The following is an 18,887-nucleotide window of genomic DNA, read 5'->3' as shown; positions in this document are numbered from 1 at the left end:
CAGTTAATAGGCATCTGTAGGGGCGACATCGCCCCAGCCGTCGGTGACAGCATTCGGGGTGATGATGGATCGGACGGGGGTAAGGTACTCTCGCCCGAGGTGGTACTTTTGAGTTTTGAATTGAAGTTGGCCGGCCACCAGGCCGGTATGGACTTTCAGCATTCTCGCGAAGCCGACAATGTCGCGCTTGGCAAAAACAGGAGCCTTTCGAGCGATGAAAGCGTCCATCATCTTCTTCGGGACGCAGAATTCTGCCGCTGCTTCATTGGCGCGGGTTTCTTGGTCTACAAGTTCCTGCGTGACCTGCGTTGCTTCACCAGAGTTTACGTCAACGTCGAGCATCATTGTTTCCAAGCCGTCGCGGTTGAGAACGTGCTCAAGCTCATGGCGCAAGACAAAGACAAAGTTGTCGATGCGGTCGAACCGCATCGACATACCAATCACCGGGGATTTCTCATCCAACCAGAAGCAAACACCGTCGATCTTCGTTGAGGGCAAGGCTTCCACAATAACAAACCGGATCCCAGCTTCTGCTAGGATTCGGGGAACTTTCCGAAGCTCTTCTGCAGAATGGATGAGCGTCTTAATCTTTGAAATGGCGGACTTAACTGACGCTGGAGAGTACCGCGCTACCAGCATTTCGGAAGCAAGTGTCTTCACTCTGTACAGCCAGGCCAATTGGGCTGGTGTGGCTGATATGCTTACATCAGTCTTCTTTGAGGCGTGAGGGAGAGTTTCAATATCCTCGAGGCGGTTGGCGTCAAAGAACCTGAGCAGTGACCTTTCGACATTCTCGATGTCCTTCACGGATTTGGCGTCAATCCACCCACGCTTGATCATGGCACTGACCGGCAGATCGCCGATAAGGTTAGCCCTAATTTTCCGCTCGGGATTGGGCGTATTGTCGATCCTAGCGACAGCCAGTTCGTACGTCTTTTGAACGAGCAGAAAACGCTCTGCTGGAATGCCAAAAACGTCCTCAAAGATGAGGGCGGTCTCTGCGTCGATCTTGCGGACGTTGGACGCGATTTTGCTGATTGCGGTTTCGTCAAGCCCAGATATCACAGCAAGCGTGCGCTTGCTCCAATCGCGCTCGGTGAGGAGCGCAGTCAGCATCTGTCCTGGCGATTTGTATTCTGAGTCTTCCATATCTGCAGTATATAGCCATGGGCTGTTGACCTAGCAATGGGCGATATGCGAAAAATCGCAAACTGGCAATTCTTGGCATGATAGGGGCGTTAGATGGCGACCAGAACTTACTACGATCTTGAGTGCAGCTGTGGGCACAAGGGGAAAGTAAAGATGAAGGAGAATGATGCTCCGTTCACAGCAAACTATGAGAGTTACAGTCTGGTCGGGTTTGGCGGAGGCACACATTACGTTGAGCCGCATTGTACACTCGAAGAGGCCGTCAATGCCATGAAACCTACGTGCCCGACTTGCGGCGAGCGGGTTTCCATCTAAGGAGTGCTGGCGATATGGCGTCACGGGATCTGATCAACGAACAGTTCGTCGCTCATGGTGCGCGCATGGACCGTGTTGCCAGTTGCCGGCACTGCGATCAGGGCGGCCCCGTAACGCCGGAGCCGACGAAAACTGGGGTTCGGATCGTGTGCAATTACTGCTGGACGAAAACGCCGCCATTCAAAGACATCAACGATGCTGTCGATCGCTGGACCGAATTGCAGCGGGCGGCGAAACAGAAGTCCAAATAGGAGCAAGTCGTGTCGATTTCTGTAGATGCCAATACCGTAATCCGCATCCTTGCTGCCAAGGATGGTAAAATTCTAAACTTCAAACAAATCTCTTCGTACTCAGAACTGCCGCGAGAGCGCGTGAAGAGAGCGTGTCACGAACTCCGTCGTATAGGCTATGCAGAGTACTTTACCGGCGGATCTGTCGGCGGCGGCTTTAAAGGCTCCGGGTACATGGTGATGCCTGAAGGCTCCAAGTATGTGACCGGGTAATCGAAAGTCTGAAAGGGGAGAGGTCCTATGGGGTTTGGCGTATTGGGTGATGGTTCGAAGGCCTGGAGGCGGCCGCCGGTCGCCGAGATGAGCCACCCGCGTTCGTCTGCCCCATGGGGTGCGGTCTGAAAAAGGAGCGGGCGGTGAGAGTAATCCTGGTTCTGGGTCTAGCTGTGTCTTTGACCTTCGTATCTCTGAGGCTCGCGGATGTTGAGCGCCAGAGGTACGCGTTGATACTTGGCTTATGCCCATCGGTTAGCATTTCACCTGAAGCTGTTGAGTGCCTTCGCGATGTTCAGCCACGTACCTCCGTGTGGTGGAATTTGTTTTATGGATTGTCCAAATAGGAACATCTGATGAACCAGCGGCGATACCCGATAATTGCACCCTATCACTCCGGACCTTACAGGGTAGCAGCGGTTTTGCGCGATCCCGGTCGGCCCGAAGCTGGATGCGGTGCGGAAATTACCGGTGAAATCGGCGTTTTAAACTACCGCGTGAAGCCGAATGACCAAACGGCAAAAAATTGCCATGCCGCTCTTCTGGCCGCTGGCCTGCCTCTCACGGCATATCTGCCCATGAATGCGATTCCTTGGTACGATGGAATTGCAACTGCTGAAGGACTCGCAGAAGGCGCAGTAATGAATGCAGAGCTGATCTCCACGCATCGGATAAAGAGGGTATTATTGTTCGGGAACGAGGCGCAACGTAGTGAAAAGTATTTGGCGCCCCTCTTGGATCAGGACGTCAAGATTGCCCACATGCCGCACCCGTCCACTAGAGGAATACAAGGTTTCCGGCGTCGAGAGGGGCTACCGGATTTCGCCTCGGCGAAACGCGCCTTCAATGAACGATTCGCTCAAGCTGTGCTTTAGTTTGGAGCGATTGAGTAGAGGCTTGGTTGAACGTTTGGCTCAGAATTGCTCTCATGATTGTCCATCAAAGGAGCATGGCAATGATTTTCATCAGGCTAGGATCTCTGCTGAGCTACTGCATACTGGCGCTCGGCACCTACAAGGCTGGCTTCGGCCTGTACCTTGCTGCGACCGTCACCGACCACCAGTTCGCGGCGCGCCGGTATCTTGCGTCAGACACAACGGGAGAGGCTATCAACCAGGGCCTGATGTACATTCTGGGCGCTGTTGTCCTCGGACTTTTGGTGCAGATCGCGCGCGGTGTTTCGGAATGGGGCGCCGAATATGATGAGCAGGATGAATCTTAACCCGCGGCGAATAGAGTGGTGAAATGACCCTTAAGCCCTTCCTGTTCTCAGCTCTGGCTGGCCTGGTGCTTCACGCCTGCATCACTACGGATCAACCCGATGCCGATTTGGTCGGCGCAGTGACTCGTGTACGGGACGGCGACACAATTGAGGTGAGCGGTGTTCCCGTGCGATTGCAGGGCCTCACCTGTGATGAACGCGGAAGTCCGCTGGGCGACAGTGCCACTCGCGCCATGAAGGCGCTGGTTCGCGGCAAGGCCGTTTCCTGCGATCTCACCGGCGAAAAAACATATGACCGGGAGGTCGGGCGCTGCTCTCTGCCAGATGGGCGCGATTTGGGCATCGTACTGATCGCGCAAGGGCAATGCGGGCGATGTGCTCAGTATGACCGGGGCGGTGCCTATTTCTCTGTACAGCGCGCTGCTGGGCCATTCCGCGGAAAGATGCCCGGCTACTGCAATCCGTAAACTACCCAAGTTCCACCTGAGATCTAGAAGAGGAGGGCGGGGTCAGCTTGGTTCCTTGCAGACAGCACCCCACCAGTTCTGGGCGTAGTAGGGGCGGCAGCGCCCGCGCATGCTGTCCGGGGTAACTCGATCCTCTGAGCAGTCAGCAGCGATGATAGAAAGCGCATGCGGCAGTTCTGTGTTTTCGCCGACCAGATCAATGAACCTGCTCTTTCTGTATTTGCCGTGCCGCCTACAGTGATCGCAGGCTATTTCGACCACAGGCAGCGGATAGTCTTTGGCCTTCATGCGCGGCACACTCTGTCAATCCAATCCCAGCCCTCGTACTTATCCCCTGTTTGGCGGAGGTGGGTGTATCGCTGGAGTGAAGCCCATGAACGGTGGCCGGAGACTGCAGCAACCTGCGGAATTGAATTGCCCATCTCAAAGAGCCGGGAAATGCCTTCGTGCCGTAGATCATGAAACCGCAGGTCTTCGATCTGTAGAAGTTTGCAGGCGCGGGTGAACCGTGTGCAGATGGTATCAGGGTTGAAGGGGAACACCCGTTCATCCTTCTGGGGCATGGACTTCGCAATTTTTAGGGCTTGCTCCGGCAGATCGCACCACACGTCGTTCCCGACCTTTTGTCCTGGATGCTTCATGTCCTTCACGAACACCCGGGAATGCTCTTGATCCAGCCCGTCCCATCTTGCGCGAGTGATTTCGGATTCGCGGCGGCTTGAGAAGAGGGCGAACAGTGCCACCTTGTGCATGGGCATCGTGCGCGGGTTCGCTGCCGTGGCTTCTATGAAGTGGGCCAGCAGGGCCTCCAATTCGACCAAGGTCGGTCGACGGTCCCTTGACCTCGACTTAGCGGTGATCTGCAGGCGCTTGCAGGCGTGCATCGCCTCCTGCATGGCCAAGTAGTCCAGTGGGATGCTCCAGGCAGAACGCGAAATGCGGAAAACAGCCGATAGGTGGGAGAGGTAATTCTGAACCGTGGCGGCAGAGGCAACGCCCGGCCGTGCGGCGATCTCTTGGGCAAACTGCACAATATCGCTGCTTAGGATCTCGTCTGCCACTTTGTCCGAAAGATCATATTCGTCCCTGATGGTGCGAAGTACCTGGGCCTTGGTGGCGCCTATCTTGTCGCCTGCGGTGTCAAGGTATTTGTCCAGCGCGTCCCGCAGGGTTATGCCTTTGGCCTTGATCTTGCGCAGGTCATCGCCCGCCGCATCGATTTCCTTCATCCGCTTCTTCAGCCAGGCGTTTGCGGCGGGCTTCTTGTCGAATGTTCGGGATTCGCGGTGTGCCCACCGGCCTTTTCTTTTGATGGCGATCTGTGCCAGATAGGCGGTGGAACCGTCTTTGCGCTTGCGCTCGATAATATGGGCCATGTCGGAACAACTTTTTCAAAATCGGGACAACTTTTGTTGTTCTAATCCGGCAAAATGGGCAAAAACAAGCAAAAACCGACTGTGAATGGGCAAGTGGAATGAGTGGAGTTAGCTCTAAAAATAAGGGAAATGAGCCTCTTTGGCGCTCTGCACGCCTTTCCGTTGCGCCGATGATGGATTGGACCGACCGGCACTGCCGCTATCTGCACCGGCTGCTGAGCCTGGAAACGCTGCTTTACACCGAAATGGTGACCGCGCCGGCCCTTGTGCGCGGCGGGGCGCTGCATCTGCTGGAGTTCACTGCTGAGGAGCATCCGGTAGCGCTGCAGCTGGGCGGCTCGGATCCGGGGGAACTGGCAGAGGCCGCCCGGCTGGGCGCGGAGGCCGGCTATGATGAGATTAACCTCAATTGCGGCTGCCCCAGCGACCGGGTGCAATCCGGCGCTTTCGGGGCGGTGCTGATGCAGACGCCGGAACTGGTGGCCGATAGCGTGGCGGCGATGCGGGAAACGGTGGATGTGGAAGTCACCGTCAAATGCCGCATCGGTGTGGATGAGCAGGAGCCGGAAGAGGTGCTGCCGGAGTTCCTGGAAAAGATCCGCGCCGCGGGCTGCGGCCGGGTGACCATTCATGCGCGCAAGGCCTGGCTGCAGGGGCTGTCTCCGAAGGAAAACCGGGACATTCCGCCGCTGGACTACGAGCTGGTGCACCGGATGAAGGCGGCGTTCCCGGACCTGCATGTCTCGATCAACGGCGGCATTGCCACGCTGGCTGAGGCCAAGGCGCATCTGGACCGCGGCCTGGACGGGGTGATGGTGGGGCGTGCGGCCTATCACCAGCCTGCCGATGTTTTGTGTGCGGCGGACCCGGAGATCTATGGCACAGGCTCTGTCAGCGACCCGGCTGAGGCGGTGCGGCAGATGCTGCCCTATATCGAGGCGCGCCTGAGCGAGGGGGCCAGGCTCAACCAGATCACCCGCCACATGCTGGGGCTGTTTGCGGGCAAGCCGGGGGCGCGGAAGTGGCGGCGGATGCTCTCAGAGGGTGCCTGCCGGGCCGGGGCCGGGCCGGAGCTGGTAGAGGAGGCGCTGGTGCAGGTCGGCAAGCGCGCCGCAGCGTGACGGTACGCCTCACGCGCTAGTGCCTTGTGCAAGCGGGGAGCGGCGGCTAACCCTTTGCCGGTGAACCAAAGCCCGAGGTGCTCCGCATGACCGACCCCGCCCTGACAGCCGCCCTGTGGCCGGAGCCCGCCTTGCTGATCCAGATGGCGGTGCTTCTGGTGGTGATCGGCGCCTTTGCAGGCGTTCTGGCCGGGCTACTGGGCGTCGGCGGCGGCATCGTGCTGGTGCCTGCGTTTTTCTATGCGTTTCAGACACTTGGGTATGGCGGCGATCAGCTGATGCAGATCTGCCTGGCGACCTCTCTGGCAACGATCATCGTGACCTCGCTGCGCTCTGTCATGAGCCACAACAAGAAGGGCGCGGTGGATTGGGAGATCCTGCGCGGCTGGGGGATCGGCATTGCCCTGGGCGCGGTTGCGGGCGTGCTGGCTGCGTCCTCCCTGCGCTCCACCGTGCTGCAGGGGGTGTTTGGCGGGCTGGCACTGGTCATTGGCTGCTACCTGGGGCTGGGCCGGTCGGAGTGGCGGCTGGCCGAGGCGATGCCCAGGGGCGCTAAGCGGATGGTGCTGTCGCCTGCGGTCGGCTTCCTGTCGGTGCTGATGGGGATTGGCGGCGGCAGCTTCGGCGTGCCGCTGATGACCCTGCACGGGGTCGCGGTGCACCGGGCGGTGGCGACGGCCGCCGGGTTCGGCGTGATCATCGCGGTGCCCTCGGTAGCCGGTTTCCTGCTGCTGGAGGTGGACCCGGCGACACGGCCGCCTTTCACCATCGGGGCGGTCAATCTGGTGGCCTTTTTCATCGTGATTGCCATGACCCTGATCACCGCGCCCTGGGGCGTGAAGCTGGCCCATGCGATGGATCCCAAGCCGCTGAAGCGGGTGTTCGGGGCGTTCCTGGTGCTGGTGGCGCTGAATATGCTGCGCAAAGCTTTTGGCTACTGAGGGCGTGAAGATGCAAGATCCGTTTGCGCAGTATGGGGATAAGGGCTGGGTGAGGTTTGCCCATGATCCGCAGATCGCGGCCTGGGCGGCGGATGCCTTGGCGCATGGGGTGAAGGCGCTGGACGACCCCGAAAACGCAGAGTGGTTCCAATGCGAGCGCACTTGGTTCATCGGGGTTGATGCCTTGCCGAATGATGCCGCAGGACGCCTGCCCGGCGGTCCGCCGCTGGCGGGGGCGCCGGTCGGCTTAATCGCGCAAAACCTCGGCCCCATTCCGGATCTGCACCGGGCGCAGGTGTCCTCGGTCTTCCCCGGCTACCCGCGTCCGCGTCCGGGCGAGGGGGAGGCCGCCTTCCGCTACCGCGTCAGGCGCGATGCGGCGCATGTGGACGGGGTGAAGATGTATGGCGAGCACCGCCGCCGCAAGGTGGAGGAGCCGCATGCCTGGGTGCTGGGTATCCCGCTCAATGAAAGCAGCCCGGATGCTTCGCCGTTGGTAGTCTGGGAGGGCAGCCACAGGATCATGCGCCGCGCCTTTGCCACCGCGTTTGAAGGCGTGCCGCAGGCGGACTGGGCAGATGTGGATGTGACCGATGCCTACACAGCAGCCCGCGCCGAGGTGTTCGAGACCTGCCTGCGGATCACCGTTCATGCCAAACCCGGCGAGTCCTATCTGATGCACCGGCTGTGCCTGCACGGGGTTGCGCCCTGGGGCGAGGGGGCCAGCGCGCCGGAAGAGGGGCGTATGATCGCCTATTTCCGTCCGGAGCTGGAGGATTGGACCACGGGGTGGCTGGCGGAAGGGTAGTCTTACCTCAACCGATCAGAGACCGTCCGGTGGAAACCCGACGTAGGTCCTGGCTGAGTTGCACTTTTTGAACGCCGGTCCGCTGGGAGGTTGCAAGGTATCTAATCAGCCTCGCTATGGCCATCGCCACCTTGGTGAAAAGGTCAGCAATCCTGCCTGAATGTTTCGCGCGCGAAACATTGGGTCAGTGCTTATTCCGCATGATTTGCAAACGGTTACCTGACCGCGCGCCGCGTTAGCTGCGTTTTAACCTCGCGCCCCTGCCGCCGCGGCGCTTGACCAGCTTGCTGGCGCGGGCGGGAAGGTCGTTCATGATGCCGGCGCGCTCGTCATTGGTCATTTTCGACCAGTCGCGGATCTCGTCGATGGAGCGGTAGCAGCCGGTGCAGATGCGGGCCTCGGGGTGGACGACGCAGATCTTGATGCAGGGGGACTGGATTTCGTCCCGTTTCCAAACGTCGTCTGTCATCATTCACCCGTTCTTCAAATGCCGCATCCGGTCCAATGCGCCTTGCAAGATATAGGAGGCTGCGACGTGGTCGATAACCTCTGCGCGGCGTTTGCGTGTCGTATCCGCCTCAAGCAGCGCTTTTTCGGCCGCCACGGTGCTGAGGCGCTCGTCCCAGAAGCTGATCGGCAGATCGGTCAGTTGCATCAGGTTGCGGGCAAAGGCGCGGGTGGACTGGCAGCGGGGCCCCTCTGTGCCGTGCATGTTGCGGGGCAGGCCCAGCAGGATGCCGCTGATGTCACGGTCCTTGATGATCTCCAGGAGGCGCGCGGCGTCCGCTGAGAACTTCTTGCGCTTCACGGTTTCCAGGGGCGTGGCCACCGCGCCGATGCGGTCGGAGACGGCGACGCCGATGGTCTTGGTGCCTAGGTCCAGCCCCATCAGCGCGCTCATCGGCGGCAGGGCGGCGGCGAAGTCTTCAAAGACATCGTGGATCATTCGGTAATTCCGGACTGGGCGGCGATGGTTTCCAGAAGGGCCAGCGCCTCGGCGTCAGCCTCAAACGCACCGCGGGCCTCGGCATAGACGGTGCGGGCGCGCTCGGTTTCGCCAAGGACCGACAGGGCGCCGATCAGCCTTGCCCATTCTTCGGCGCTGCCGCCTTCGCTCGCCAGCCGGTCCGACAGGCGCGTGACCATGCCGCGGATCATTTCCTGCTGCTCTTCGGCGGAGAGTTCGCTGGCGGAGGACATATCCTCGGCGCTGGGGCCGGGCAGGGCGGGGGGGGTGCCGCCGCCGGGCGTGATCGGGCGGTATTCCACACCGGCGCGGAAGGCCATCTCCTCGATCTGGCCCTGGATGCCCTTGACCCACGGCGCGTCCGCCGGGCCGTCCCGCAGGGTAGCGGCCCATTCGCGGTAGGCGAGGTCCGGGCGGCCGATCTGGCCCAGCATCAGGCCCCAGTAATAGCGGGCCGGGCCGTGGGCGGGGTCAATCGCGCGGGCCTTCTGCAGGTCGGTTTGCGCCTCGGGGGAAACATAGCCGCCGGCCGCCATTATCTTGAGCTCGGCGAGTTCGGTGAAATCGCGGGCGTTGACCTTGCCTTCGGCCAGGCGGATGTAGTTGGCCTTGGCTTCATAGGCGGCCTTGAAGTTGCCGAGGTTGGCCTCGTGCTGGGCCAGCAGCGCCTGGCCGCGGGCGTCACCTTCGCGCTCGCCTGCGGTCTTGCGCAGCTGTTCGACCAGCTTGATGTAGCCTTCCTCCACCTGCGGTTCCGGCAGGGCGGGAATCCCGGCTTCGGCCTCCGCCTGCGAGGGCCGGTTCTCGGCGCGCTCGCCCGCCATGCGGATGCGGTCCTTGAGGCCGAGGTCGCCATACCCAGGCGCGCCGAGCTGCCAGTAAAGGCCCAGGGTGCCGCCGGTGATCAGCAGCGCGATGGCCACGGCAGAGACCAGCGACAGGGATTTGGGCTGGGCGTGGCCGGATTTGCGATTTTGCAGCTGGGCGTCGGCCGCCAGAATGCGGCGCGAGATTTCGGTGCGGATGCGCTCTGCGTCGCCTTCATTGATGACGCCGCGCGCCAGGTCCTTGTCGACCTCGCGCAGCTGCTGGCGGTAGACCCGCAGATCAAAGGCCGCAGCAGGTTCGCCTTGCTCGCGGGCGCGAATGATGATCATTGCCAGCAGCAGCGCTGCCGAGAATGCGATAAGGGCGGTGACTGTCCAGAAAACCATGCCGTCTCCGAAGTTTGGTTTTCATCTATATGCGGGGCGGCCCGAACAAAAGGGCCAAACTGCCGCGGGATGCTGCAATGCGTCATGGGTCTATGTCGCAATAGCGCAGAAACAGGGCGATAAACGGCACTGGCCGGCCATGCGTTTCAGGCATACCCGCTAACAGACACGAACCATCGGATTCGCTCATGAAACGCTATTCAGTCTTTGCTGTCGCGCGGGAAGCCCTGCGCTATCACACCGGATGGGAGCGCGCCTGGCGCTCGCCGGAACCCAAACGCCACTACGATGTGATCATCGTGGGCGCGGGCGGGCACGGCCTCGCCACCGCCTATTACCTGGGCAAGAATTTCGGCATCACCAATGTCGCGATCATCGAGAAAGGCTGGCTGGGTGGCGGCAATACGGGCCGGAACACCACCATCATCCGCTCGAACTACCTGCAGGATCCGTCTGCTGCGATCTATGAAAAGGCCCGCAGCCTGTATGAGACCATGTCGCAGGACCTGAACTACAACGTGATGTTCAGCCCGCGCGGCGTGATCATGCTGGCCCAGACCGAGCATGAGATCCGCGGCTACAAGCGCACCGCGCATGCCAACCAGCAGCAGGGTGTGCAGACCGAGTGGATCACGCCCGAGCGCGTCAAGGAAATCGTGCCGATCATCAATCTGCACGGCCCCCGCTACCCCGTGCTGGGCGGCCTGTACCAGGAGCGCGGCGGCACCGCCCGTCACGACGCGGTGGCCTGGGGCTATGCGCGGGCGTGTTCCGACATGGGCATGGACATCCTCCAGAAATGCGAAGTCACCGGCGTGCGCGTTGAGAGCGGCCGCACCGTGGGTGTGGACACCACCAAAGGCCCGATTGACTGCGACAAGCTGGGCATGGTTGTGGCGGGCAACGCCTCGGTTCTGGCTGAATTGGCTGGCTTCCGCCTGCCGATGGAATCCGTGGCGCTGCAGGCGATGGTGTCCGAGCCGATCAAGCCCTGCATGGACGTGGTCGTGATGGCCAACACCGTGCATGGCTATATGTCCCAGTCCGACAAGGGCGAGATGGTGATCGGCGGCGGCACCGACGGGTTCAACAACTACACCCAGCGCGGCAGCTTCCACCACATCGAGGAAACCGTGCGCGCGCTGGTCGAGACGTTCCCGATGGTCAGCCGCCTCAAGATGCTGCGCCAGTGGGGCGGCATTGTGGATGTGACCGGCGACCGCTCGCCGCTGATCTCCAAGACCCCGGTCCAGAACTGCTTCATCAACGCAGGCTGGGGCACCGGCGGCTTCAAGGCGATCCCGGGCTCCGGCTGGGCAATGGCGGAGCTGATGGCCACCGGCCATTCGCCGCTGACCGAGGAGTTCTCAATGATGCGCTTCAAGGAAGGCAAGTTCATCGACGAGAGCGTCGCGGCCGGTGTGGCGCACTAACGCTGCAGAATTCAATTTTACGGAGCAAGCACCATGCTGATCCTTGAATGCCCCTATTGCGGCGTCAAAGCCGAAGAAACCGAACTGGCCGCGGGCGGCGAAGCGCATCTGAAGCGCTTTGGCCCCGGCTCCAGCGACGATGCGTTCCATGACTACCTGTTCATGCGCGAAAACCCCAAAGGCGTTCACTTTGAGCGCTGGCGCCATGCCAACGGCTGCGGCAAGTGGTTCCACGCCGCCCGCTGCACCATGACGCTGGAGGTCTTTGGCACCTACAGCGCTCAGACCACTGAGCCGCCGCAGGAGCTTCAGGAGAAGATCTCTGCCAAACGCCCGGGCTGGACCTGGCGCGAATTTTCGGACGGTCAGAAATGATCCGCCGCCTGACTGAAACATCCGCTTTTCTCTTGAAAGGTCTGCGCACATGAGCACGCGTCTTGCCAAGCACGGCCGGCTGATCGACCGCTCCAAACAGATCGCCTTCACTTTCAACGGTAAGTCCATGAAGGGCTATGCCGGCGATACGCTCGCATCCGCCCTGCTGGCCAACGGCCAGGTGATGATGGGCCGCTCGTTCAAATACCACCGCCCGCGCGGCGTTGTCGCATCCGGTTCGGAAGAGCCTAATGCGCTGATGCAGCTGGGTGTGGGCGACCGTTACGAGCCGAACCAGCGCGCCACCACCACCGAGCTGTTCTCAGGGCTGACCGCGCAGTCGCAGAACCACTGGCCGAGCCTGGAGTTCGACGTCCTGTCGATCAACAACAAGCTGAGCCGCTTCCTGACCGCTGGCTTCTACTATAAGATGTTCATCCACCCGCGCCCGCTGTGGAAACACGTCTATGAGCCGATCATCCGCAAGTCTGCCGGTCTGGGCGCTGCCCCCGACAAGGAGCTGAAGGACGCCGACACCTACGAGCACTTCTACTTCTTTGCGGATGTGCTGGTCATCGGCGGCGGCGTGGCCGGCTTGCAGGCGGCCAAGGCGGCAGCTAGCTCGGGCGCCAAGGTTCTGGTGCTGGAGCAGAACAACTACTGGGGCGGCCGCGCGCCGGTCGACGGCGGCACCATCGACGGTGAAGCGCCCGAGGCCTGGATCGAAAAGACCCTGGCAGAGCTGCGTGGAATGGGCAACGTCACCCTGCGCGACCGCTGCATGGGCTCCGGCGTTTATGATCACGGCTATGCCCTGGGTTATGAGCGCCTGACCGACCACGCGCCGGGGCAGGGCGGCCCGCGCCATCGCCTGTGGCGGATCCGTGCCTCCCAGATCGTCACCGCGACCGGAGCGATCGAGCGTCCGCTGTCCTTTGCCGGCAACGATGTGCCGGGCGTGATGCTGGCGGCCTCGATGCGCGACTATGTGGTGAACTGGGGCATCAACCCGGGGAACAAGGTCGTGGTTGCCACCAACAACGACGACGCCTACCGCACAGCACTTGTGCTGCATGACGCGGGCGTCGAAGTGGTCCGCGTGGTCGACACCCGCGAAACCGGCGGCGGCGCGCTGATGGAAGCGGTCCGCGAAAAGGGTATCCGGGTCGAGCTGGGCCGCGCCATCGCCAAGGTGAAGGACGGCAAATGCGTGACCGAGGTCGCCATCTGCGCCCAGAACGGCGAAGGCGGTGCGCGTGAGGTCGTGCAGGCCGACGCGGTTGCCATGTCCGGCGGCTGGTCGCCGGTGGTCCACCTGTGGTCCCATTGCGGCGGCAAGCTGATCTGGGACGAGGTGAACGCCAACTTCCGTCCCGATGCCTCCCGCCCGCCGCTGGGCCATGACGGCAACGGCTTTGTGGTTCCGGCAGGTGCCGCGAACGGCGAGTTCGGCCTGGGCGCGCTGCTGGAAGATGCAGCGGCGGCTGGTTCGAAAGCAGCGGAAGCTGCCGGTTTTCCGGCGAAATCCGTGGCGGCGGCCAAGGGCGAGTCCGAGGCGGAAGCGCAGATGGAAGCGGTCTGGCTGATGCCCGCCAAGGCGGACATCAAGCTGCGCATGAAGTCCTGGCTGGACTACCAGAACGACGTGAAAGTGTCGGACGTGCAGCTGGCGGCCCGCGAAGGCTATGAAAGCGTCGAGCACACCAAGCGTTACACCACGCTGGGCATGGCCACCGACCAGGGCAAGCTGTCGAACATCAACGGCCTGGCCATTCTGGCCGACAGCCTGAACTCGGAAATCCCGCAGGTGGGCACCACCACCTTCCGTCCGCCGTACCACCCGATCTCGCTGGGCGCGATCGCGGGTGAGGCACGGGCCGAGATCTTCCAGCCGGTGCGCAAGACGCCGATCTACGACTGGTTCGACAAGAACGGCGCGGATTGGGAGCCGGTCGGCCAGTGGCGCCGCCCGTTTGCGATCACCAAACCCGGTGAGGACCGTCATGCTGCGGTGAACCGCGAGGTGAAGAACACCCGCGAGAACCTCGGCCTGCTGGACGCCTCGACCCTTGGCAAGCTGATCGTCAAGGGCCCCGATGCCGGCAAGTTCCTGGACATGCTGTACACCAACATGATGTCCACGCTGAAGCCGGGCAAATGCCGCTATGGCCTGATGTGCACCGAGAACGGCTTCCTGATGGACGACGGTGTGGTGGCCCGCATCGACGAGGACACTTTCCTGTGCCACACCACCACCGGCGGCGCCGAGCGCATCCATGGGCACATGGAAGAATGGCTGCAAACCGAATGGTGGGACTGGAAAGTCTACGTTGCCAACGTGACCGAGCAGTACGCGCAGATCGCCGTGGTCGGCCCCAAGGCCCGCAAGGTGCTGGAGAAGCTGAACGCGCAAGCGGGCGGCGGCATGGATGTCAGCAAAGAGGCGCTGCCGTTCATGGAATGGCGCGACGGTCAGATCGGCGGCTTCGACGCCCGTGCTTACCGGATCTCCTTCTCGGGCGAGCTGTCCTACGAGATCGCGGTTGCGGCCTCTGAGGGCCAGGCGTTCTGGGATGCGCTGATGGACGCGGGCAAGGAATTCGGCGTCATGCCTTATGGCACCGAGACCCTGCACATTCTGCGCGCCGAAAAGGGCTTCATCATGATCGGGGATGAGACCGATGGCACCGTGATCCCGCAGGATCTGGGGCTGCACTGGGCGCTGTCCAAGAAGAAGGACGACTATCTGGGCAAACGCGCGCAAGCGCGGTCCCACATGACGGATCCGGACCGCTGGCAGCTGGTTGGCCTGGAAACCGTGGACGGATCGGTGCTGCCCGACGGCGCCTATGCGTTGGGTGAAGGCGTCAATGCCAACGGCCAGCGCAACATGATCGGCCGGGTGACCTCGACCTATCACTCCGCAACGCTGGGCCGCGGCATCGCCATGGGCCTCGTCAAGCACGGTCCCAAGCGAATGGGTGAAGTGATCGAGTTCCCGGGCACCGACGGCAAGACCTACAAAGCCAAGATCGTTGACCCGGTCTTCTACGACAAGGATGGAGAGAAGCAGAATGTCTAAGGCTGTTTCCGTACTGAACGGCGCCCGGTACTCCGGGCTGGCCAAGGTCGAGGATGCCGGTCTGCAGGGGATGATCACCCTGCGCGGCGATCTGGGCTCCGCAGCGCTGAAGGCAGCCGTCAAGGCCGCCACCGGCGCCGGGGTTCCGGCACAGGGCGCCATCTCGGTTGCCGAGAACGGGGCCGCCGCCTGGATGTCCCCGGATGAGCTGCTGCTGCTGGTGCCTTACGAAGATGCAGTGGCCAAGACCGCCGAAGTGGCCGAGGCTCTGAAGGGCGAGCACGCTCTGGCGGTGAACGTCTCCGACGCCCGTGCGTTCTTCCGCCTGTCCGGTGAGGGCGCGCGCGAGGTGCTGGGCAAGGTGAGCCCGGTCGACTTTGACGCTGCCGCCTTCACCCCCGGCCAGTTCCGCCGCTCGCGCCTGGCACAGGTGGCTGGCGCCTACTGGCTGAACGAGGATGGCAGCTTCTGCATCGTCTGTTTCCGCTCTGTGGGCGAGTACGTGTTCAAACTGCTGAGCGCGGCCGCTCACCCGCAAAGTAAAGTGGGTGTTTATTAAAATTGCCACTCGCTTTTTGCTTGTGACGCCATGACGCGTCAACTACGGTGCCCTGGAGATGATCCGGGGCACCTTTTTATTTGAACCGATGCCGCTGGAGATGTTCCTTCGCAGGGATTAAAAAAGTTATATTTAACAGCCGGTTACCTGTCTGTGGGGCGGCTGTGTGAAGATGTTTCGGAGGCGGTTGATGGGTCTGCTGAATTGCAGCTATGTTGCACTATTTTTTACGCTCGCCGGGGCGGCTGCCGCAGCGGGTTCCAGTTTCCGCTGCAACCTTGAACCGATTTCCGGCGACGCCTGGGTGCCCAGCAAAATCGCGATTTATTTCTCCGACAATTTCAAAACGGCGCAGATCACCGATGCCGCCTTTGGTGTCTCTGTGCCCGCCAAGGTGGTCAAACGCAGCGGATCGTCATATGCGCTCAGCTGGTCGCTGCCGGGGCTTGCGGTGCTGATGGAAAGCGGCGGGGCTGAGCCGCGGTTCCGGGCGGTGCTCAATATGTCCAACCTGAAAATGAGCATTCAGTCGATCCGCCCGGAAGAGGGCACGATGCTGCCCCGCGGCTCCGGCAGCTGCGAGCGGCTGGACTCGCTGTCGCTGCTGGCGCAGTTCCAGGTCTATTTGCAATAACCGGTGCCTTGGGGTGCCGCGGCACCGCGAACGGACAAGGCCTGTCGCAGGATCGCCTATTGCGGCTGTTTTAAACCCAACTTACCCGGGAGCGTGGTTGCATTTTGCTCAACCGGGTTGCATTCGGTTTTCAGGAACTGATTTGAGGGCTACGGCAAATGAAATGTTTTGTTCAAGCTGGTTGTATTGCGGCTGCAGGTTTTCTTGGTCAAGCGGTCTCGGCTGAGACCGTTTTTGATTGCGACATCAAGATGTTTACAAACAACGGCTGGATTGCGCCGCGGGTTATGGTGCTGTGGGACGACAGCACTAAAACTGCAAAGGTCTATGACGGCTACATTCACCAACTGGTCGGTGAACCCTTGTCCGCCAAGGTCGAACACCGGAAAGGGAATTCCTATGACCTGGCGTGGCGGGTGAATGACATCCCGGTTTCCAACGCGCGGACCAAGGTGGACGGGCTGTATTCGGCCGTCTTTGACATGGACAAAAGCACTCTGTCGATCCGGGGTGTGATCACCGGCTTTGCAAACGCGCCGCGCGGGCGCGGGAAGTGCAAGGTCCAGCAGGGTTGATACGCTTGGCTAACTTTTTGCGGCAAACAGTTTTGGGACGAAAAGAATGATTAAGGATATTTTTGTTGCAACCGGAGTTGTCAGCGTGCTGTTGCTGGGGTTTCCGGCGGCGGTTGGCGCTTCGGGAGTGGATGCTGTTTTTCGTTGTGAGATTGACCGGTTCGGCGGAGGTAAACCCACGTCTGAAGGCGGTGGCGGATGGCTTCCCGCCCAGACTTATTTTGAGTTCTCTGACGATTGGCGGCAGGTGCAGGTTATCGATTCACGCGTTGTGACTTCTCGGGAAGGAAAGGCCGAAGCAAAAGTGAAACAGTTGAAAGATGGGAGGCTGAAGTTCAAATGGCGGATTAGCCGCCCGACAAGCTTAGACATCTGGACATCAGTAGGCTTTCGCGCAGAGGTAGATCCCCAAGCCAAAACGGGTGTAATGCGGGCAAAAGTGTCTCTCGGATACCATTCAAGGATCCGTGGCGATCTGAAGTGCGAGCAGATTGCTCAAAGCGAAATTCCCGGCCTCGATCAGTTGCAATACTGACTTCGAAAGCGGCTGTGTACCTGCGCGGCTAGGCACCTACTGCCTGAGCATCTGAGAGGATAGATGAACATTGGGCCTGCACGGTTTTCGCGCCTTGGCCTCTTGACCTGATAGCGCGCACACAGCATGTATCTGCGCAGGAACGCAAACAATTTTGACAGGGGGCCCAAAATGGCTTTTGAACTTCCCGATCTTCCCTACGCCCACGACGCTCTGGCATCCAAGGGCATGTCCTCGGAAACCCTGGAATACCACCACGACCTGCACCACAAGGCCTATGTCGACAACGGCAACAAGCTGATCGCCGGCACCGAGTGGGAAGGCAAGTCGCTGGAAGAAATCATCAAGGGCACCTACGACGCCAACGCGGTTGCCCAGAACGGCATCTTCAACAACATTTCGCAGCTGTGGAACCACAACCAGTTCTGGGAGATGATGGGCCCGGGCGAGAGCAAGATGCCGGGTGAGCTGGAAAAGGCGCTGACCGAAAGCTTCGGCTCGGTCGACAAGTTCAAGGAAGAATTCTCTGCCGCAGGCGCAGGCCAGTTCGGCTCCGGCTGGGCGTGGCTGGTCAAGAAGGCAGACGGTTCGCTGGCGGTGACCAAGACCGAAAACGGCGTGAACCCGCTGTGCTTTGATCAGACCGCGCTGCTGGGCTGCGACGTGTGGGAGCATTCCTACTACATCGACTTCCGCAACAAGCGTCCGGCCTACCTGACCAATTTCCTGGACAACCTGGTGAACTGGGAAAACGTCGCCTCCCGCCTGGGATAAGGCAGCAGGAGCGGAAGCCGGTTTCCAGGCTGGCACCGCATCAGAAGATTCCGCCCGCGCAGCGTTGCTGCGCGGGCTTTTTCGTGGTTGTCTTAGGAACAAGGGCCTGCTGCTGCGCGTTGAACTTCCACATGTGCAATAAGAAGGAGGCTCCCATGGCTGAACGCAAACGATCGACGGATGGACGCCGCGAGACGGACGAGATCCCCGGTGCGAAAGGGAGCGTTTCGCAGCAAGGCCGGGCTGGCGGCGGGCTGCAGCGCGATATCGCCTCTGAAGACGAGCTGAAACGGGCCAAGGAGCGTCCGGCGGGATCAACACGCGTGACGAAATCCAAGGAGGAGGAGTGACATCATGACCTTTCTGACGCAGGGCACCTGGGTGCTGGTTGCGGACAGCGAAAAAGCGCTGTTTCTCGAAAACACCACGGACGCGCAGAACCCGAACCTGAAGGTGCGGCGCAAGGACGAGCAGGAAAACCCCTCCAATCGCGAGCAGTCGGCAAACCGGCCGGGGCGGTTCAACGACGGCCCCAGCGTGCACCGTTCGGCGGTGGATGACACCGACTGGCACCAGCTGGCCAAGGAACGGTTCGCGTCGGATCTGGCGGACCGGCTGTACAAGATGGCGCATAAGGGCCAGTTTGAACGGCTGGTTCTGGTGGCAGCCCCCGAGGTGCTGGGCGAGCTGCGCAAGAACCTTCACAAGGAGGTTGCCGATCGCGTGGTGGCCGAGGTCGCGAAGAACCTGACCAACCATGAGACCAGCAAGATCGAGGAGATGGTGAAAGACGCGCTTGAGAACGGCTGACGGTTGAGCCGGGGGCTTGACCCTTGC

24 protein-coding genes are annotated in these 18,887 nt (G+C 61.2%); 18 read left to right on the top strand and 6 right to left on the bottom strand.

Going from position 1 to position 18,887, the window contains the following annotated elements:
• Positions 1 to 3: 3 nt before the first annotated feature.
• Positions 4 to 1,149 carry an XRE family transcriptional regulator gene (locus PHA8399_RS16170; protein ID WP_058287129.1) on the bottom strand — a complete coding sequence of 382 codons (1,146 nt, stop codon included), beginning with the start codon at positions 1,147 to 1,149 and terminating at the stop codon, positions 4 to 6.
• Positions 1,150 to 1,478: 329 nt separating this feature from the next.
• On the opposite strand from PHA8399_RS16170, the gene PHA8399_RS22380 reads away from it, so the two are divergent.
• From PHA8399_RS22380 to PHA8399_RS22030, 5 genes are all read left to right on the top strand, one after another.
• On the top strand, positions 1,479 to 1,715 hold the full coding sequence (locus PHA8399_RS22380; protein WP_145977051.1) for a hypothetical protein: 237 nt from the start codon (positions 1,479 to 1,481) through the stop codon (positions 1,713 to 1,715).
• 9 nt (positions 1,716 to 1,724) lie between these two features.
• On the top strand, positions 1,725 to 1,967 hold the full coding sequence (locus PHA8399_RS22375) for a hypothetical protein (RefSeq protein WP_145977050.1): 243 nt from the start codon (positions 1,725 to 1,727) through the stop codon (positions 1,965 to 1,967).
• Positions 1,968 to 2,323: 356 nt separating this feature from the next.
• On the top strand, positions 2,324 to 2,842 hold the full coding sequence (locus PHA8399_RS22370; RefSeq protein ID WP_145977049.1) for a uracil-DNA glycosylase family protein: 519 nt from the start codon (positions 2,324 to 2,326) through the stop codon (positions 2,840 to 2,842).
• A gap of 80 nt (positions 2,843 to 2,922) precedes the next feature.
• A complete protein-coding gene (locus PHA8399_RS16160) occupies positions 2,923 to 3,189 on the top strand; it encodes a hypothetical protein (protein ID WP_145977048.1) in 267 nt (88 codons plus the stop codon).
• A gap of 23 nt (positions 3,190 to 3,212) precedes the next feature.
• Positions 3,213 to 3,656: a thermonuclease family protein gene (locus PHA8399_RS22030; RefSeq protein ID WP_208856319.1), complete on the top strand. Its 444-nt coding sequence runs from the start codon at positions 3,213 to 3,215 to the stop codon at positions 3,654 to 3,656.
• Positions 3,657 to 3,698: 42 nt separating this feature from the next.
• Here the strand turns inward: PHA8399_RS22030 and PHA8399_RS22365 are convergent, their stop codons facing one another.
• Together PHA8399_RS22365 and PHA8399_RS16150 are read right to left on the bottom strand one after the other, a co-directional pair.
• Positions 3,699 to 3,944 carry a hypothetical protein gene (locus PHA8399_RS22365; protein ID WP_145977047.1) on the bottom strand — a complete coding sequence of 82 codons (246 nt, stop codon included), beginning with the start codon at positions 3,942 to 3,944 and terminating at the stop codon, positions 3,699 to 3,701.
• Positions 3,941 to 5,032, bottom strand: coding sequence for a tyrosine-type recombinase/integrase (locus tag PHA8399_RS16150; RefSeq protein ID WP_058287125.1), 1,092 nt, complete (start codon positions 5,030 to 5,032; stop codon positions 3,941 to 3,943). Before PHA8399_RS16150 ends, PHA8399_RS22365 begins: the two co-directional genes overlap by 4 nt.
• Before the next feature lie 98 nt (positions 5,033 to 5,130).
• Here PHA8399_RS16150 and dusA point away from each other — a divergent pair, with 98 nt between their 5' ends.
• From dusA to PHA8399_RS16135, 3 genes are all read left to right on the top strand, one after another.
• Complete coding sequence (gene dusA, locus PHA8399_RS16145; RefSeq protein ID WP_082649559.1) at positions 5,131 to 6,153, top strand: tRNA dihydrouridine(20/20a) synthase DusA; 1,023 nt, start codon at positions 5,131 to 5,133, stop codon at positions 6,151 to 6,153.
• 86 nt (positions 6,154 to 6,239) lie between these two features.
• On the top strand, positions 6,240 to 7,094 hold the full coding sequence (locus PHA8399_RS16140; protein ID WP_058287123.1) for a sulfite exporter TauE/SafE family protein: 855 nt from the start codon (positions 6,240 to 6,242) through the stop codon (positions 7,092 to 7,094).
• A 10-nt stretch (positions 7,095 to 7,104) separates the two neighbouring features.
• Positions 7,105 to 7,902 (top strand): hypothetical protein, encoded by a 798-nt coding sequence (locus tag PHA8399_RS16135; RefSeq protein ID WP_058287122.1) that lies wholly within the window; start codon positions 7,105 to 7,107, stop codon positions 7,900 to 7,902.
• A 235-nt stretch (positions 7,903 to 8,137) separates the two neighbouring features.
• On the opposite strand, the gene PHA8399_RS16130 is transcribed toward PHA8399_RS16135, so the two are convergent.
• Genes PHA8399_RS16130 through ccmI form a run of 3 tightly spaced genes read right to left on the bottom strand, consistent with a single transcriptional unit; the run spans position 8,138 to position 10,083 of the window.
• Positions 8,138 to 8,371, bottom strand: a complete 234-nt coding sequence (locus tag PHA8399_RS16130; RefSeq protein WP_039130524.1) for a DUF1289 domain-containing protein — start codon at positions 8,369 to 8,371, stop codon at positions 8,138 to 8,140.
• A gap of 3 nt (positions 8,372 to 8,374) precedes the next feature.
• Positions 8,375 to 8,848 carry a Holliday junction resolvase RuvX gene (ruvX, locus tag PHA8399_RS16125; protein ID WP_058287121.1) on the bottom strand — a complete coding sequence of 158 codons (474 nt, stop codon included), beginning with the start codon at positions 8,846 to 8,848 and terminating at the stop codon, positions 8,375 to 8,377.
• A complete protein-coding gene (gene ccmI / locus PHA8399_RS16120) occupies positions 8,845 to 10,083 on the bottom strand; it encodes a c-type cytochrome biogenesis protein CcmI (RefSeq protein ID WP_058287120.1) in 1,239 nt (412 codons plus the stop codon). Before ccmI ends, ruvX begins: the two co-directional genes overlap by 4 nt.
• A gap of 188 nt (positions 10,084 to 10,271) precedes the next feature.
• Between ccmI and PHA8399_RS16115 the strand changes: the two genes are divergently transcribed.
• The 10 genes from PHA8399_RS16115 to PHA8399_RS16070 all read left to right on the top strand — a co-directional run bounded on the left by PHA8399_RS16115 (position 10,272) and on the right by PHA8399_RS16070 (position 18,860).
• Positions 10,272 to 11,516, top strand: a complete 1,245-nt coding sequence (locus PHA8399_RS16115; protein WP_058287119.1) for a sarcosine oxidase subunit beta family protein — start codon at positions 10,272 to 10,274, stop codon at positions 11,514 to 11,516.
• Positions 11,517 to 11,549: 33 nt separating this feature from the next.
• On the top strand, positions 11,550 to 11,891 hold the full coding sequence (locus PHA8399_RS16110) for a sarcosine oxidase subunit delta (protein ID WP_058287118.1): 342 nt from the start codon (positions 11,550 to 11,552) through the stop codon (positions 11,889 to 11,891).
• A gap of 49 nt (positions 11,892 to 11,940) precedes the next feature.
• The gene (locus PHA8399_RS16105) at positions 11,941 to 14,973 is read left to right on the top strand and encodes a sarcosine oxidase subunit alpha family protein (RefSeq protein WP_058287117.1); all 3,033 of its coding nucleotides are present in this window, start codon (positions 11,941 to 11,943) and stop codon (positions 14,971 to 14,973) included.
• Complete coding sequence (locus PHA8399_RS16100; RefSeq protein ID WP_058287116.1) at positions 14,966 to 15,532, top strand: sarcosine oxidase subunit gamma; 567 nt, start codon at positions 14,966 to 14,968, stop codon at positions 15,530 to 15,532. Before PHA8399_RS16105 ends, PHA8399_RS16100 begins: the two co-directional genes overlap by 8 nt.
• 304 nt (positions 15,533 to 15,836) lie before the next feature.
• Positions 15,837 to 16,166 carry a hypothetical protein gene (locus PHA8399_RS16095; protein ID WP_244270238.1) on the top strand — a complete coding sequence of 110 codons (330 nt, stop codon included), beginning with the start codon at positions 15,837 to 15,839 and terminating at the stop codon, positions 16,164 to 16,166.
• A gap of 251 nt (positions 16,167 to 16,417) precedes the next feature.
• Positions 16,418 to 16,741 (top strand): hypothetical protein, encoded by a 324-nt coding sequence (locus PHA8399_RS16090; protein ID WP_058287114.1) that lies wholly within the window; start codon positions 16,418 to 16,420, stop codon positions 16,739 to 16,741.
• Positions 16,742 to 16,787: 46 nt separating this feature from the next.
• Complete coding sequence (locus PHA8399_RS16085; protein ID WP_058287113.1) at positions 16,788 to 17,276, top strand: hypothetical protein; 489 nt, start codon at positions 16,788 to 16,790, stop codon at positions 17,274 to 17,276.
• 171 nt (positions 17,277 to 17,447) lie between these two features.
• A complete protein-coding gene (locus PHA8399_RS16080; RefSeq protein ID WP_058287112.1) occupies positions 17,448 to 18,050 on the top strand; it encodes a superoxide dismutase in 603 nt (200 codons plus the stop codon).
• A 155-nt stretch (positions 18,051 to 18,205) separates the two neighbouring features.
• Positions 18,206 to 18,400, top strand: coding sequence for a hypothetical protein (locus PHA8399_RS16075; RefSeq protein WP_058287291.1), 195 nt, complete (start codon positions 18,206 to 18,208; stop codon positions 18,398 to 18,400).
• A 4-nt stretch (positions 18,401 to 18,404) separates the two neighbouring features.
• Positions 18,405 to 18,860, top strand: a complete 456-nt coding sequence (locus tag PHA8399_RS16070; RefSeq protein ID WP_058287111.1) for a host attachment family protein — start codon at positions 18,405 to 18,407, stop codon at positions 18,858 to 18,860.
• Positions 18,861 to 18,887: the final 27 nt, after the last annotated feature.

The sequence above is a fragment of the Leisingera aquaemixtae genome (assembly GCF_001458395.1).
In the GTDB taxonomy this organism is placed as follows: Bacteria; Pseudomonadota; Alphaproteobacteria; order Rhodobacterales; family Rhodobacteraceae; genus Leisingera; species Leisingera aquaemixtae.
Note: the sequence above shows the minus strand (reverse complement) of the source record. Positions and strands in the feature narration are given on the sequence as shown.